Below are 14,292 nucleotides of genomic sequence, written 5' to 3'. Positions count from 1 at the left end.
TGAGCTTTTTGGGTACGGGGCAATGACGACACTGGAAGTCTTCACCCTTAATTGCCCTCAATCATTGGGTCGTATTCAGGTGATTACAATCAGTCGGTCAATTGCGATGACACGCGCATCCCGGGCTGCGAAGGTGATTGAGCGGCACGTGCTTTGGAAATGGACGGGGCGTGGAGCCTAGCCTTCGACGGTTTCATCCTCATAGACGCCCCAGAACCCGTGACGGGGGGCCCAGCCTTCAAAATCGCCAAAGCGCAGCTGACACCAGTTCATGTTGGCGGGGCAATCTTCGATGCGTCCGATGACACTGGCCGAAACCATGGCGATTTTCCGAGCGTTTTCATCTGCTGCGGAATAAAGCGTGATGCTGTCATCGGTTACGATGACATGACGCGACCCGACCAAAAGACTTTGATGAACCCAGCCTTCGCTGCCTTCCCAGTCGCGGACCTTGCGCCATGTATCAAATTCCGAAACGACTTCCATCGGCATGTTGCGGCGGTGATAGATCCAGACCTTCGGGTATCGCAAACCCGGGCCCGAACGCAGAAATACCTTGTCTGACCGCAGTGCGACAAATCGCGGAATGGGCAAGCCGGATTCTTGTGCGCTGGCCACGAGCGGGGTGGTCAGGCTGCCCAAAATCGCCAAAGCCATGAAGCGATACAGAAATTTGCGCAAAATCTGCGGCATCGTGTTGGTATTCCTTCGTTTATTTTCTCTGACAGCGTCCTGCCAGAACTCTTCTTTGTGTAATAAAATTACAAAAACTGCGTCAAAATCCTTGCTTTTGTACCTTTTAGCGTGGCATCACTGCAATGCGGCAGGGCACAAAAGCGCGTCATGCCACATTTTGTCAGAAAAAGAGTTAAAAGACCGCATAGGATCGGCAGATGACCAAGAAAAAACCGCTTGTCGTCGTGACCCGGAAACTGCCGGAAGCGATTGAAACCCGCATGATGGAATTGTTCGATGCGCGTCTGAATATTGATGACGCCGCAATGAGCAAACAGGAACTCATTGATGCCGTCAAAGAGGCCGATGTTCTGGTGCCGACCGTGACGGACAAGATCGATGCGGCCGTGCTTGCCCATGCGGGGCCGAACCTTAGACTGATTGCCAATTTCGGGACCGGTGTTGATCATGTGGACCTGCAAACAGCGCGGTCGCGCGGGATTACGGTTACCAATACCCCCGATGTCCTGACCGAAGACACCGCTGACATGACCATGGCGCTGATCCTGTCGGTTTCGCGCCGCCTTGCCGAGGGCGAGCGTCTTATCCGCAAAGGCGAATGGGCCGGATGGGGCCCGACACTGATGCTGGGGCATCGTATCTGGGGCAAGCGTCTGGGGATTGTCGGCATGGGCCGTATTGGCCGTGCCCTGGCGCGCCGTGCCAAGGGGTTTGGTCTGTCTGTGCATTACCATAACCGTCGGCGTGTTCATCCCGAGATCGAAGACGAACTTGATGCGACCTATTGGGAAAGCCTCGATCAGATGTTGGCACATGTCGATATCGTTTCGGTCAACTGCCCGCATACGCCAGCAACCTATCATCTGTTGTCGGCGCGCCGTCTTAAACTGATGCAGCCGCACGCAATTCTGGTCAACACGGCACGCGGGGAAATCGTTGATGAACCGGCCCTGACGCGGATGCTGGCCGATGGCGAGATCGCCGGTGCCGGTCTTGATGTGTTCGAACACGAACCGGCGGTTAATCCCAAATTGCTGGAACTGCAAAATGCGGTTCTGTTGCCGCATATGGGCTCGGCGACCATCGAAGGCCGTGTTGATATGGGCGAAAAGGTTCTGATCAATATCAAGACCTTTGTTGATGGTCACACACCGCCAGACCGGGTGATCGAAGGCCTTCTGTGACCCGGTTACAGTCCGGTTTTTCAAAATCCGACCAACAAATTTCGGCACGTCACCACATCTGAAATGTGTGGTGACGTTGCCAATTGCGTGCATGATCACAGTCTGTAATTGCGCTGCGGTGCAGCATGGTTATGATTGCTGCCGGGTTCGAATTCGGCAGCAGGTGCTTTGATGGCGTCACGCAATGGTTCCAACAACGGTCAGTCTTCGCAGGACAAAACAGCACCCGCTGCCTGGCATGGTCTTGCCATCGATGCGGTCTGTGATCAGCTTGAATGCGATCGCACCGGACTTTCCCATGACACCGTTATTGCCCGCCAACGCCAATATGGCCCAAACAGCCTGCCGACGGCCAAACCCAAAAGCGCGCTCGTACGTTTTGCCAGGCAATTCAACAATCTTTTGATCTATGTATTGCTGATTGCGTCATCGGTAACCGCGATGATGGCACACTGGATCGATACAGTGGTTATTCTGGCGGTGTGCTTTTTGAATGCGACCATCGGCTTCATTCAGGAAGGCAAGGCCGAAGAAACGCTGCGCGCCATCAAGAACATGCTTTCGCCAAGCGCATCGGTGCTGCGCGATGGTCAGCGCAAGACAATTCCGACCACCGAACTCGTCCCGGGGGACGTTGTGCGCCTCGAAGCAGGGGACCGCATCCCGGCGGATATTCGCCTTTTCATGGTCAAGAATTTCGGGGTGCTTGAATCTGCCCTGACGGGGGAATCCCTGGTGGTTACCAAAAATGCCGATCCGGTGGCGCGGGAAGCAGCCCTTGGTGATCGCAAATCGATGGCCTATGCCGGAACACTGGTTACCACCGGTCAGGCCCAGGGGCTGGTGGTGGCAACCGGCTTCCAGACAGAAATCGGCAAGATCAACCGTCTTCTGGGCGATGTTGCGGCCCTGACCACGCCGCTTCTGCGACAAATGAGCCAGTTCGCCAAGATCCTGACCGGCATCATTTTGCTGGTTGCGGTGATGGTATTTGCCTTTGGCGTTGTGGTGCAGGGCATGAGCATCGACGCCACCTTTGTCGCGGTTGTCAGTTTGACCGTGGCGGGCATTCCCGAAGGTTTGCCCGCCATTCTGACCATCGCGATGGCGATCGGTGTTCAGCGCATGGCCGGCCAGCACGCCATTATCCGGCGATTGCCGGCGGTGGAAACCCTGGGCGCAGTATCGGTAATCTGTTCGGACAAGACCGGGACGCTGACGCGCAATGAAATGACGGTGCAATCGGTCTGGATGCCTGATTGCAATGTGGATGTTTCCGGGATCGGTTATGACCCGCATGGCGGCTTTGTTGCCAGTGGGGTCGAACAGGATGCCGATGACATTCCGGGCTTGGCGCTTCTGACCCGCGCGGCCATGTTGTGCAACGATGCCAAACTGGTGCGCAAGGACGATGCGTGGAACGTCCTTGGCGATCCGATGGAAGGTGCGCTTCTGGTTCTGGCGATGAAGGCGGGGTTTGATCATGACCGGCTTGATGAAACGGTTCCGCGTCTTGATGTTCTGCCATTTGATTCCAGCTACAAATACATGGCGACCCTTCATCATGATCATGCGGGGCATAAACTGATTGTTGTCAAAGGTGCGCCGGATCGTCTGGTTGCCATGGCAAGCCATCAACGCAACAGTGATGGCCAGGATCATGAAATTGATCGGGAAAAATGGACAGCCGGGATCGCCGGACTTGCCGCACAGGGCATGCGTGTTCTTGCGGTTGCCATTCGCGAAATGCCAGCAAGCCATCAGGAACTGACATTTGATGATGTGGAAAACGGGCTTGTGATGATCGGGTTGCTGGGGCTTGTTGATCCGCCACGCCCCGAAGCAATCAGCGCGGTGGCAAATTGTCGGCAGGCCGGGATTCGCGTCAAAATGATTACCGGCGATCACGGCATTACCGCACAGGCGATCGGGGCACAGCTGGGTCTTGAAAATACCGAACGCTACCTGACCGGACCCGAAATTGATGCGATGAACCAGGCCGATCTTCAACAGGCCATCGAAACCACCGACATCTTTGCCCGCACCAGCCCGGAAAACAAATTGCAACTGGTCATGGCGTTGCAGGCTGCAGGACGGGTGGTGGCGATGACCGGGGATGGCGTCAATGATGCCCCGGCACTCAAACGGTCCGATGTCGGCATCGCGATGGGCATATCCGGCACCGAGGCCGCAAAGGAAGCCGCCGAAATGGTGCTGGTCGATGATAATTTTGCCTCTATCGTCAATGCAGTACGCGAAGGACGCACGGTTTACGACAACCTGAAAAAATCGATCACGTTCCTGTTGCCGATCAATGGCGGGGAAACGCTTGGTGTGCTGGTTGCGCTGATGATGGGCGTCGTTTTGCCGATTTCGCCGTTACAAATTCTTTGGGTCAATATGGTCAGTTCAATCGGATTGGCATTGTCGCTGGCCTTTGAAAAGGCCGAACCCGACCTGATGGCACGCAAACCGCGCAATGTTGCCGAACCGGTTTTGTCGGGCTTTCTGGTCTGGCGTATTGTGTTTGTGTCGCTGTTATTCATGGCGGGTATTTTCGGATCGTTCGAACTGGCACTTATGCAAGGGGCATCTGTTGAAACTGCGCGTACGGTTGCGGTCAACGTTCTGGTCGCGATGGAGGTCTTCTATCTTTTCAGTGTGCGTTATCTCGGTGGTACATCCTTGACCTTGCGCGGCATGGTCGGGACGCGACCGGTTTTGATTGCCATATCGTCGGTCTTTGTCCTGCAACTGATCTTTACCTATGTGCCGGTGATGCATTTCCTGTTTGAAACCCGACCGATCAGCATTGTTGCGGGCATCGGGATCATTGGGGCCGGGATCGGGCTGTTTGTCATTCTCGAACTGGAAAAACTGGTGATCCGTGTTGTTACGGATCGAATTGCCAAAACGTGACCATTTTCTTTTAGACGCAGAGCGACTATCACTATCTCAAACATGATTTTTTGAGGATGATTTCGAATGCGCAGCGTCTTTGAACCAGCTCAGCATACAACGGTTCCGGTTACCGGTTCGGATCAGGTTTTTCCTGTGAACCGCATTTTCTGTATCGGTAAGAACTATGCCGAACATGTGCGTGAAATGGGATCGGACCCGTCCGATACCCCGCCATGTGTTTTCATGAAACCGGCCGATTGCCTGGTGGTTGGCGATGGTGATTTGCCCTATCCGTCGGCAACCGATGATCTGCATTACGAAGGCGAACTGGTGGTTGCCCTGTCCAAGGGGGGCAAGGATCTTGACCGTGCGGCGGTCGAAGATGCGATTTTCGGATATGCGGCTGGACTTGATATGACACGCCGCGATGTTCAGGCCGGCCTCAAGGAACGCCGTTTGCCGTGGGATATGGCAAAATCCTTTGACGGTTGTGCGGCGATTTCGGCGATCAAGCCGAAAGCCGATGCCGGTAACCCGCATGCCACCAATCTGAAACTTTCGGTCAATGGTGATGTGCGCCAGAATGACACCACTGCGAAAATGATCTGGCCGGTTGTCGATGCGCTGGTGCATTTGTCCACACTGATCGAATTGAAGCCGGGTGACCTTCTGTTCACCGGTACGCCCGAAGGTGTCGGTCAGGTTGTGCGCGGTGACCGTATGGATCTGGTGATTGCCGATGTTGCGGAACTGTCGGTAACGCTGAAATAAGCCTTTTGGTTTCTATAGACTTTCCGGGGTTGTGGGGCAGGGGCCTTTCCCCAACAAGACTTGAACGGAGCCCGTTTTGAAGATTGTAAGTTGGAATATCAATTCCGTGCGCCTGCGCATCGAACAGGTGGTCCGGTTTCTCGAAGACCAGCAACCCGATGCATTGTGCCTTCAGGAATTGAAATGCCCGGATGAACATTTCCCGCATGAGGCATTCGAAGCCGCCGGGTATGTTCATCGCCATAACCATGGCATGAAAAGCTATAACGGTGTGGCAATCGTATCGCGATTGCCCTTCGTTGAAACCGACATCACCCATTTCTGTGGCAAGGAAGATCGCCGCCACTGCATGGCGAAATTCGAAAACGGTGTCGAGCTTCACAATTTCTATATCCCGGCAGGCGGTGATGAACCGGATCCGGCGATCAATGAAAAATTCGCCCACAAACTGTCCTTCATCGATGAAATGACCAATTGGTGGTCCGATCGGCGTGCCGCAGATCCGAACCGCAAGGCGGTTCTGGTCGGGGATTTCAATATCGCGCCGTCGGAAAATGATGTCTGGTCGCACAAGCAGCTTCTGCGTGTCGTCAGCCATACCCCGATCGAGGTCGAAATTCTCGAAAAGTTCCGCCAGTCCGGCGATTTCATTGATTCGGTTCGTGAAGTCGTGCCCGAACCCGAAAAGCTTTTCAGCTGGTGGAGCTACCGGGCGCGCGACTGGCGTGCAAGCAACAAGGGACGCCGTCTTGATCATGTCTGGATGACACCGAACATGGCCGGAACGGTGCGCACCGCATCGGTTTATGACCTTGCGCGTGACTGGGAAAAGCCGTCCGACCACGCACCGGTGGTTGTCGAATTCAATTTGTAATCACGGCTTGACCATCACACTTCCAAACAGCGGGCCCGGGTCATCCGGCCCGCTGTTTGTCATTTGAAATAACTTGATTGTCCTGCCAATCAGCGCAACTCTTTGGGGAGTATGAAGCAGGACAGGTGCCCATAAGGTCAATGTCGCACCGTTTCGATGACTAATTACGCAGGATACGGGCAATGAAAAAGATACTGTTTGGTTTGGCAGCGATCATCGTACTGGTCGTGGGCGGGCTTGTTTATGTCTATGTCAATCTTGATGACATCGTGAAAACGACGATCGAAAAGGCTGGAACGCGGGTGACCCTTGCGGATGTCACGGTTGATGCCGTATCGATCGAGACGACGCAAAATACTGCGGCCATCAAGGGGCTGGTGATCGGCAATCCCGAAGGATACAAAACCGACCATGCCTTTTCACTTGGCAATATTTCGGTACGTCTTGATGGATCGACACTGACCAGCGACACCATCCGCATCATCGAAGTGGTGGTGGACGCGCCAAGTGTGACCTATGAACTTGGCAATGGCAGTTCCAATATCGCGACCATTCAGCGCAACGTGGAAAGCTTTGTCCATCGTGTTTCCGGTCCGTCCGGTGGTCAGGGTGCAGATGACAGTGCTGCTGGCGAAGACGCCGCGTCCGGGCCCAAAATCATCATTGATAATGTGTATGTGCGCAACGGCAATGTCGGTGTTTCCGCCGCATTGCTTCAGGGCAAGTCACTGTCGGCCAATCTTCCGGAAATTCATCTCAAGGACGTTGGCAAGGAAGATAACGGCGCAACCCCGGCCGAAGTTGCCGGTGAAATCCTGACCGCGATCAACGCATCGGTGTTCAAGGCGGTTTCCAACCTTAATGTTGATGGCCTGCTGCAAGGCGTTGGCGATCTTGGCAAGGGCGTTGTCGGTGCAGTCGGTGCCGTTGGCGGTGCTGCCGGAACAGGTGGCGAGAAACTTAAAGACGGTGCCAATGCGCTTGGCGGGGCTGTCAAAGGATTGTTTGGCGGATCGTCCGACTGATCTTTTCTTTCTGCCGGATTTCCGGGATATATAATCAATCATGGCCTGATCGGGTGAAACGCCCGGTCAGGCTTTTTTATGCGTTTTGCAACAGCTTGTGACCCGTTCGGGGAATGGGGCGGGACAAAATCGCGCGGGATCAATGGTCTGTGTTCGACCGTGAAGTATGAAGATTGTGAATTTTCTCTATCCCACTGCTTTTTTTCATGAAATTGACTTCTATATATCCTTGGATAGGGGTAATTATATCCCTGTCCATGTTGTGATGATGCGTTCGGGATATGAACTGGTTTCACATCCTTCTATTCGGGGTCGGTTCCGGGGATCTGAGGCACCGGAGATCGGATCGATGGCGAACAGAACATGGAAAAACAGACAGGCAAAAACGACCTGTCAGGTGCATGTAAAAATCCGTCACATGATGACGCCAACATCACCGTCAAAAAATTGGGATTGGGATCAAAATGTCGGTCAGACAAGGAGTAATACCGATGAAAGCTAAACTGCTCGCTGTTGTGTCCGCCGCTGCCTTCTTGAGCGCGTGTGCAAATATGAACATTCCAGGGGTACGTGAGATGGCTGACGAAGGGTCGGCATTTGACGCAGCCCTCCATCAGAATTACGCCGACCTTGCCCAGGCTGAATATGACGAAGCCGATTGGGCAGATGCGCGGTACTTCACCAGCCGTGCCAAAATGGCTGCGATGAGCCAGGATACCGGCCCGCAGATGATTTCCGAACGTTCCCTGCCTGAAGGCAGCACCGGTGAAGTCGAAGTCGCGCGCAGCGACCTTCTGGCAGCACTTGATGCCGGTGGCCGTGAAAAGGCCGCCACGGCTGCTGCACGGGCACAGGCAAGCTTTGATTGCTGGTTGCAGGAACTCGAAGAAAACATCCAGCAGGAAGACATCGACAATTGCCGTGCCGCCTTCTATCAGGCGCTGGCAATTGTTCAGGCTGAAATCGACACCGCACCGGCCCCGGTTGCCGCGATGGCAATGCCGGTTCCGATGAATGTCTATTTCGGCTTTGACAGTGCCACAATTGACGGCAAAGCTATGTCGGTCATTAACGGGATTGTCGAAGCATATGGCAAATACGACCCGGCTGCGATCAGCCTGGTTGCCTATGCCGACCGTGCCGGTGATGCAATGTATAACGATATTCTTGCAAAATCGCGTGTCGATGCGGTTGTAAAGGCGCTTCGTGATGGTGGTGTTCCGGCAAGCAAGCTTGCGATCAGCATCAGCGGCGAAGCCAATGTTCCGGTCGCAACCGAAGACGGTGTGGCCGAACAGGGTAACCGTGTCGTTGTTGTCACCTTCAAAGACAGCATGTAAGCACGTCAACGCAACAAGGGGATTTCATCCATGCGTCTTTTGATCGCACTACTTCTGCCCTGGTTACTGTTCTTTACCATCGGGCGCCCAATCGCAGGCGTCATCTGCCTGATTTTGCAGATTACTCTGATCGGCTGGGTACCGGCGGCGATCTGGGCTGTCTATTCGCTTAGTCAGTACAATACTGACAAGAAAATCAGCAGTGCCATGGGTGGCGGTCAGGACTAACTGACTGTGTTTGCCCCATATGGGCCAAACAGACATTCCCAAGAATAAAGGCAGGCCTTCGGGCCTGCCTTTTTGATTGTCCGGACGTGTGGTCGGGGCCGCTGGCATCAACGCAGATGGCGTCTGACCCCGCCGACAAAACGCCCGATCAGGCGCGACACAACCAGCCGGGTGATCATAAAGCTCGTCACGGACAGGGCGGCGGGCCAATACCATGCCTGAACTTCCGGACGGGTACTTTGATCAACCAGCCCGTAAATGACGGCAGCCATCGCGCTTGCGGCAATAAAGGCGGTCCGTCTGCGATAGCGCGCAATAAAGGGGCCAAGCATCCACATTGATCAGTGCTGACCGCCGCCAATGTCGCGCGCAAGGCGGGCGGCAAAATCATCGGTCATGCCCGATACATAATCCAGGATCACCAGATACAGATCATAAAGCGACGCACCGATCGGCATGGCATCATTGCCGATCAGTTCCCTCACACGTCCGGCCCGATAGGGAATGTCTGCTTCTGATCGGGCTTTGTGGACTTCAAGTGCGGTTTTGCAGAATGTCTCAAGCAGGGTTTCAAGATGGGCAAAGGCGCCGACCTCGATCTGGACTTTGCGGCGGTTCAGGATGATCTGTTTTTCCGAGAATGACTTGGCAGTGGAGATCAGCTCGTTATAGGGGCCATCTGCACAGGCAAGAAGATCACCTTTCCACACACCTGCCAGAAGTTCTTCTTCGTGGCGGACAAAGGCATCGACAAGCGCATCAAGAAGACCCGACATGATCTTGCCACGCAGGAAGGATATCTTGCGGCTGATATTCTGTTCGCGGTGATATTCGGCGGGAAGGTCCCCTTCGATACAGGGGCGCAGCATCTTTTCCAGCGTTTCGAATTCCACCAGTTCAAGCTCGACCCCGTCCTCGATATCAATCAGGGCATAGCAAACATCATCGGCGGCCTCGACCAGATAAACCAGCGGATGGCGGCAAAATGCCTGATCGCTTGTCCGGATCAGACCGGTGGCATCGGCCACTTCCTCAAGCAGTGCAAATTCCTTCTGGAATGCTCCGAATTTCTTTTTCTGGGGAAACGGGCTTCCCGATGCCGACCACGGATATTTCAGGAAACTTGCCAGCGTCGCATAGGTCAGCCGCATCCCCCCATCATACAGACCAGTCCGTTTGTTGGTCAAAAGTCGGAATCCTTGCGCATTGCCTTCATAGGTCGTCAGATCGGCAAACTGTTCGCGGGACAGGCTGCCGGTAAAGGCCGGGTCGGCATCGATAAACCATTGGCGGATGGCATATTCACCGGCATGGCCAAATGGCGGGTTGCCGATATCATGACACAGGGCGGCGGCCTGAACGATGGCGGCCATGTGATCGGGGTCGATGGTATCAGGCAGGCTGCCCTTTTCCGAAAGGCGATGACCAACCATCAGGCCAAGCGACCGGCCGATACACGAAACTTCAAGGCTGTGAGTCAGGCGGGTATGGACATTGTCATTTTCGGGCAACGGGTGAACCTGGGTCTTGCGTTGCAGGCGCCGGAACGCGGCCGAGAAAATGATGCGGTCATAATCCTTGTGAAAATCGGACCGGCCAAAAGCGCCGACACTTGAATGACGGGTGCCAAGGCGTGCGGGTGACAACAGTTTTTGCCAGTTCATCATCGCAGTCATGGTGTTTTGGGCCTTCCCGTCGGTTCCGAGCTTCTTTCACATGTGGGGCCTTTATGCCCGTTGTTGGTAAATAAGCATTTTAAATTTTGCCGATATGCAAAAGAAAACGGCGCATCTTGTGACGCGCCGTTCTCAATATTGGTTGGTGTGTCGGGTTTATGCACCCAGACCCTTTTCCATGATCAGATCAAGGCGGCGTGCAAAGCTGACCGGATCGGGCAGGGCTTCGCCTTCGAGGATGCGGGCCTGATCAAGCAGCAACTGGGCCGCATCATTGAGAATCGGTGCCTTGGCATCCTTGATGGCAATGTCAGACAGCTTTTTGATCAGGCTGTGCTTCGGATTGATTTCAAGGATACGCGGGCTGATTTCATCAACGCGGTTATGTTGTTTCATCAAACGTTCCATCCGCAGATCCATGCCGGTTTCATCGGCAATCAAGCAGCAGGCTGAACTGGTCAGGCGATCAGATTCCCGAACGTCCTTAACACCGGTGCCAAGGGCGATCTTGATCGATGCGATCAATGCATCAAGTGACGCGTCACTGGCGGCATCGTCCTTTTTCTCGTCCTTGGCGTCATCCTTGTCATCGGATTTGACGTCATTGAGATCGGCACCGCCACGGGTGACCGATTTGAAGTCCTTTTCTTCAAACTGGCCAACTGACGGCATCCAGAATTCATCGACCGGATCGGTCAGAAGCAGGACCTCGATCCCCTTGGCGGCAAAGCCTTCAAGCTGCGGACTGCGTTTCAGGGCTTCGATATCTTCGCCGCTGATATAGTAGATGGCCTTCTGGCCTTCTTTCATGCGTTCGACATATTCCGAAAGCGTGGTCCAGCCATCGCCATGGGTCGAACGGAACTTGGCGATTTTGAGGATGCGCGCACGGTTGGACTGGTCTTCGTAAAGCCCTTCCTTGACCACAGCACCAAAGTTTTCCCAGAAGGTGTCAAACCCTTCGGCGTCCTTCTTGGCGGCTGTTTCCAGTTCGGACAGGACCTTTTTGGTCAGGCCGTTCTTGATCTTGGTCAGGACGGGGTTGTGCTGCAACATCTCGCGCGAGACGTTAAGGGGCAGGTCCTGACTGTCGACCACACCGGAAACAAAACGCAGCCATGGCGGCAGCAATTCGTCTGCACCTTCGGTGATGAAGACCTTGCGGACATAAAGTTTCAGATGGCCTTTGCGCTGCGGATCATAAAGATCGAACGGCCGCATGGTCGGAAGGTAAAGAAGGCCGGTGTATTCAATCGCGCCTTCGGCCTGATAGTGGATGGTTTTCCAAGGATCATCAAACGCATGCGAATTGTGTTTGTAGAATTCCTTGTACTGTTCCTCGGTGACTTCGGATTTCGGACGGGTCCAAAGGGCGGAAGCCTCATTGAGGGTCTCGTCACCATCGGCCTTCATCAGAACCACCGGAATGCCGATATGATCGGAATAGGTTTTGACGATATGGCGGAGCTTGTATTCTTCGGTGAATTCCTTGAATTCGTCGGTCAGATGCAGGGTGATCTGGGTGCCGCGGCCTTCCATTTCGGCTTCGGAAATGGTGTATTCGCCCTTGCCGTCCGATGACCATTTCCATGCCTGGTCTTCGCCGGCCTTGCGACTTACGACATCAACCCGGTTTGCCACCATGAAGGCGGAATAGAAACCGACACCAAACTGACCAATCAGGTCGACATCCTTCGGATTGTCGGATTTGGAGACCGCATCAAGGAACTTGGCGGTGCCGGAATTGGCAATGGTGCCAAGATTGTCGATCAGGTCTTCCTTGTTCATCCCGATCCCGTTATCGGCAATCGTCAGAACATTGCGGACATTGTCTGTCAGAAGGCGGACCTTGAATTCAGCGTCGCCTGCGAGCAGTTCCGGTTTGGCAATCGCTTCGTAACGCAATTTGTCGCACGCATCCGAAGCGTTGGAGATCAGCTCGCGCAGGAAGATGTCCTTGTTTGAATACAGCGAATGGACAACGATATCGAGCAGTCGGCTGACCTCGGCCTCGAACCGCATTTTTTCTTCCGTCATGACCTCTTTATTCTCCTTTGTTTCAAGCGTCTGTTGAACTTCCCCGCAATCGGCAGAAGTTGCAACACTTCAACGGGCTACACGAAATAGCAATGTGACCTGTTATTGCTACTGACCGCGCTTGATATGCGTCAACGCACCTTGCAGCGCAAGTCCTGTATCCTAAGTATAGATATAGACGGTTTTTCAAAAGGGGCGCGTAAACCAAAACCCAAGCGTTCCTGAATTTCCCGGGACAGCAAATGGACCGGGGGTAAACGGCAGGGTGCAACGCCCTGCTTTGCGTCCAAGGCTTTAAACAGGAGGCCGTATCATGAAGGTTCCCGTTCAAATCACCTACCGTGATGTTGATCAGTCTGATGCGCTTGACGAGCGTATCCGTTTCAAGGTGCAAAAACTGGAAGAAACCTTCGATCGCATGACCAGTTGTCATGTTGTGGTGGAACGACCCCAAGCATCCCATAACCACGGTAACCGTTTCGCCGTACATTTCGGGATCAATGTGCCGGGCAAGGAAATCATGGTAAAGCGTGACAGTGCTGATCATGCCCATGAAGATGTTTATGTCGCGCTTAAAAACAGTTTCCAGGCCGCACGCCGACAGCTCAAGGATTATGCGGACAAGATGCGTAACCATTAATGATCCGACCGGTGATGGTCGAATGATGATGACCGACCGGCATTGATTGGCGGGGCGACCTTATGGTCGCCCCGTTTTGCTTTTGGGGGCTGATTTGTTTGAGCCTGATCTTGTGGTTTTCCGCCAAATGCGCTGGTGGCGCGAGAAGGGCAAAGCACAAAAGTCGCAGTCGGACGGATATCGGGCTTTCGCCTGCCGGGTTTTGACTGTTTTTATTGGTCAGGATGCAACAGCGGTTCGAAGCTGCTGGCTGCTGTTCGGATACCGGGCATCACGCAATGCGCCGGCCCACCATTTCAGGTCGCCCACCATGTGATGCAGTGCCTGGTTTGTGCTTTCCTGGTCGATTGGGTTTCCGTCTTCGTCAAAACGGTCCCAGACGTTTGCAAAGCTCACCACGTCGCGCATGGTCACGGCATGAAGTTCGGCAAAGACAAGACGCAATTGCTCGACTGCGCGCAATCCCCCTGACATCCCGCCATAGGAAACAAAGGCGACCGGCTTGCGACGCCATGGCTGTTTGGCTGCATCAATCAGCAATTTCAGCTCGCCGGTAAAGCTGTGATTGTATTCCGGTGTCACGACGATAAAGGCATCGGCCTCTGAAAGGGCGGTGTGCAGTTCATCAATGCCCGGATGTTCTGCCCGCGTATGGGTCGCCGGAAGGTTCAGGACAGCCGGATCAATCGTATCAAGTGAAAGATCGCGATCCGATCCGAGTGTTGTCAGTACCCAGCGCGCAACCATGTCACAAAGCCGCCCCTCTCGTGCGCTGCCATAGATGATGGCGACATTGAATGTTTCTTTCACGGATTTGACTCCTTGATAATTTCGCTTCAATGCGTAAGCTTCTAGAACCTCAACTAATGTTAAGGTCAACAATGAAATTCGATAGCTGTCAGAAGGCAGGATGCAGGAGG

13 protein-coding genes are annotated in these 14,292 nt (G+C 54.1%); 8 read left to right on the top strand and 5 right to left on the bottom strand.

All coding sequences use genetic code 11. The annotated features are described in order from the left end of the window. Window positions 1-177 precede the first annotated feature (177 nt). The gene (locus CU041_RS11585) at window positions 178-693 is read right to left on the bottom strand and encodes an SH3 domain-containing protein (RefSeq protein WP_101247075.1); all 516 of its coding nucleotides are present in this window, start codon (window positions 691-693) and stop codon (window positions 178-180) included. Window positions 694-893: 200 nt separating this feature from the next. Here CU041_RS11585 and CU041_RS11580 point away from each other — a divergent pair, with 200 nt between their 5' ends. From CU041_RS11580 to CU041_RS11550, 7 genes are all read left to right on the top strand, one after another. Then, on the top strand, window positions 894-1,880 hold the full coding sequence (locus CU041_RS11580) for a 2-hydroxyacid dehydrogenase (protein WP_068518754.1): 987 nt from the start codon (window positions 894-896) through the stop codon (window positions 1,878-1,880). Window positions 1,881-2,051: 171 nt separating this feature from the next. After that, entirely contained in the window at window positions 2,052-4,799 is a 2,748-nt protein-coding gene (locus tag CU041_RS11575; protein ID WP_101247074.1) for a cation-transporting P-type ATPase, read from the top strand. Between the two features lie 66 nt (window positions 4,800-4,865). Continuing rightward, window positions 4,866-5,552, top strand: a complete 687-nt coding sequence (locus tag CU041_RS11570) for a fumarylacetoacetate hydrolase family protein (RefSeq protein ID WP_101247073.1) — start codon at window positions 4,866-4,868, stop codon at window positions 5,550-5,552. A gap of 76 nt (window positions 5,553-5,628) precedes the next feature. Beyond that, window positions 5,629-6,426, top strand: a complete 798-nt coding sequence (gene xth / locus CU041_RS11565) for an exodeoxyribonuclease III (RefSeq protein ID WP_068518756.1) — start codon at window positions 5,629-5,631, stop codon at window positions 6,424-6,426. A gap of 182 nt (window positions 6,427-6,608) precedes the next feature. Further along, a complete protein-coding gene (locus CU041_RS11560) occupies window positions 6,609-7,451 on the top strand; it encodes an AsmA family protein (protein WP_101247072.1) in 843 nt (280 codons plus the stop codon). Window positions 7,452-8,026: 575 nt separating this feature from the next. After that, on the top strand, window positions 8,027-8,791 hold the full coding sequence (locus CU041_RS11555) for an OmpA family protein (protein WP_228194417.1): 765 nt from the start codon (window positions 8,027-8,029) through the stop codon (window positions 8,789-8,791). Window positions 8,792-8,821: 30 nt separating this feature from the next. Further along, window positions 8,822-9,019: a YqaE/Pmp3 family membrane protein gene (locus tag CU041_RS11550; protein ID WP_068518759.1), complete on the top strand. Its 198-nt coding sequence runs from the start codon at window positions 8,822-8,824 to the stop codon at window positions 9,017-9,019. Window positions 9,020-9,126: 107 nt separating this feature from the next. Here CU041_RS11550 and CU041_RS11545 read toward each other — a convergent pair whose 3' ends face one another. From CU041_RS11545 to htpG, 3 genes are all read right to left on the bottom strand, one after another. Then, window positions 9,127-9,357, bottom strand: coding sequence for a hypothetical protein (locus CU041_RS11545; protein WP_101247071.1), 231 nt, complete (start codon window positions 9,355-9,357; stop codon window positions 9,127-9,129). A 3-nt stretch (window positions 9,358-9,360) separates the two neighbouring features. Further along, window positions 9,361-10,695: a deoxyguanosinetriphosphate triphosphohydrolase gene (locus tag CU041_RS11540; RefSeq protein WP_233433092.1), complete on the bottom strand. Its 1,335-nt coding sequence runs from the start codon at window positions 10,693-10,695 to the stop codon at window positions 9,361-9,363. A 156-nt stretch (window positions 10,696-10,851) separates the two neighbouring features. Continuing rightward, window positions 10,852-12,732 (bottom strand): molecular chaperone HtpG, encoded by a 1,881-nt coding sequence (gene htpG / locus CU041_RS11535; protein WP_101247069.1) that lies wholly within the window; start codon window positions 12,730-12,732, stop codon window positions 10,852-10,854. Between the two features lie 313 nt (window positions 12,733-13,045). Between htpG and CU041_RS11530 the strand changes: the two genes are divergently transcribed. After that, entirely contained in the window at window positions 13,046-13,372 is a 327-nt protein-coding gene (locus tag CU041_RS11530; RefSeq protein WP_068518762.1) for an HPF/RaiA family ribosome-associated protein, read from the top strand. A 219-nt stretch (window positions 13,373-13,591) separates the two neighbouring features. Here the strand turns inward: CU041_RS11530 and CU041_RS11525 are convergent, their stop codons facing one another. Further along, on the bottom strand, window positions 13,592-14,182 hold the full coding sequence (locus tag CU041_RS11525; RefSeq protein WP_101247068.1) for an NADPH-dependent FMN reductase: 591 nt from the start codon (window positions 14,180-14,182) through the stop codon (window positions 13,592-13,594). Window positions 14,183-14,292 lie beyond the last annotated feature (110 nt).

Origin of the sequence: Thalassospira povalilytica (assembly GCF_002844235.1) — a bacterium.
Lineage (GTDB): Bacteria > Pseudomonadota > Alphaproteobacteria > Rhodospirillales > Thalassospiraceae > Thalassospira > Thalassospira povalilytica.
Note: the sequence above shows the minus strand (reverse complement) of the source record. Positions and strands in the feature narration are given on the sequence as shown.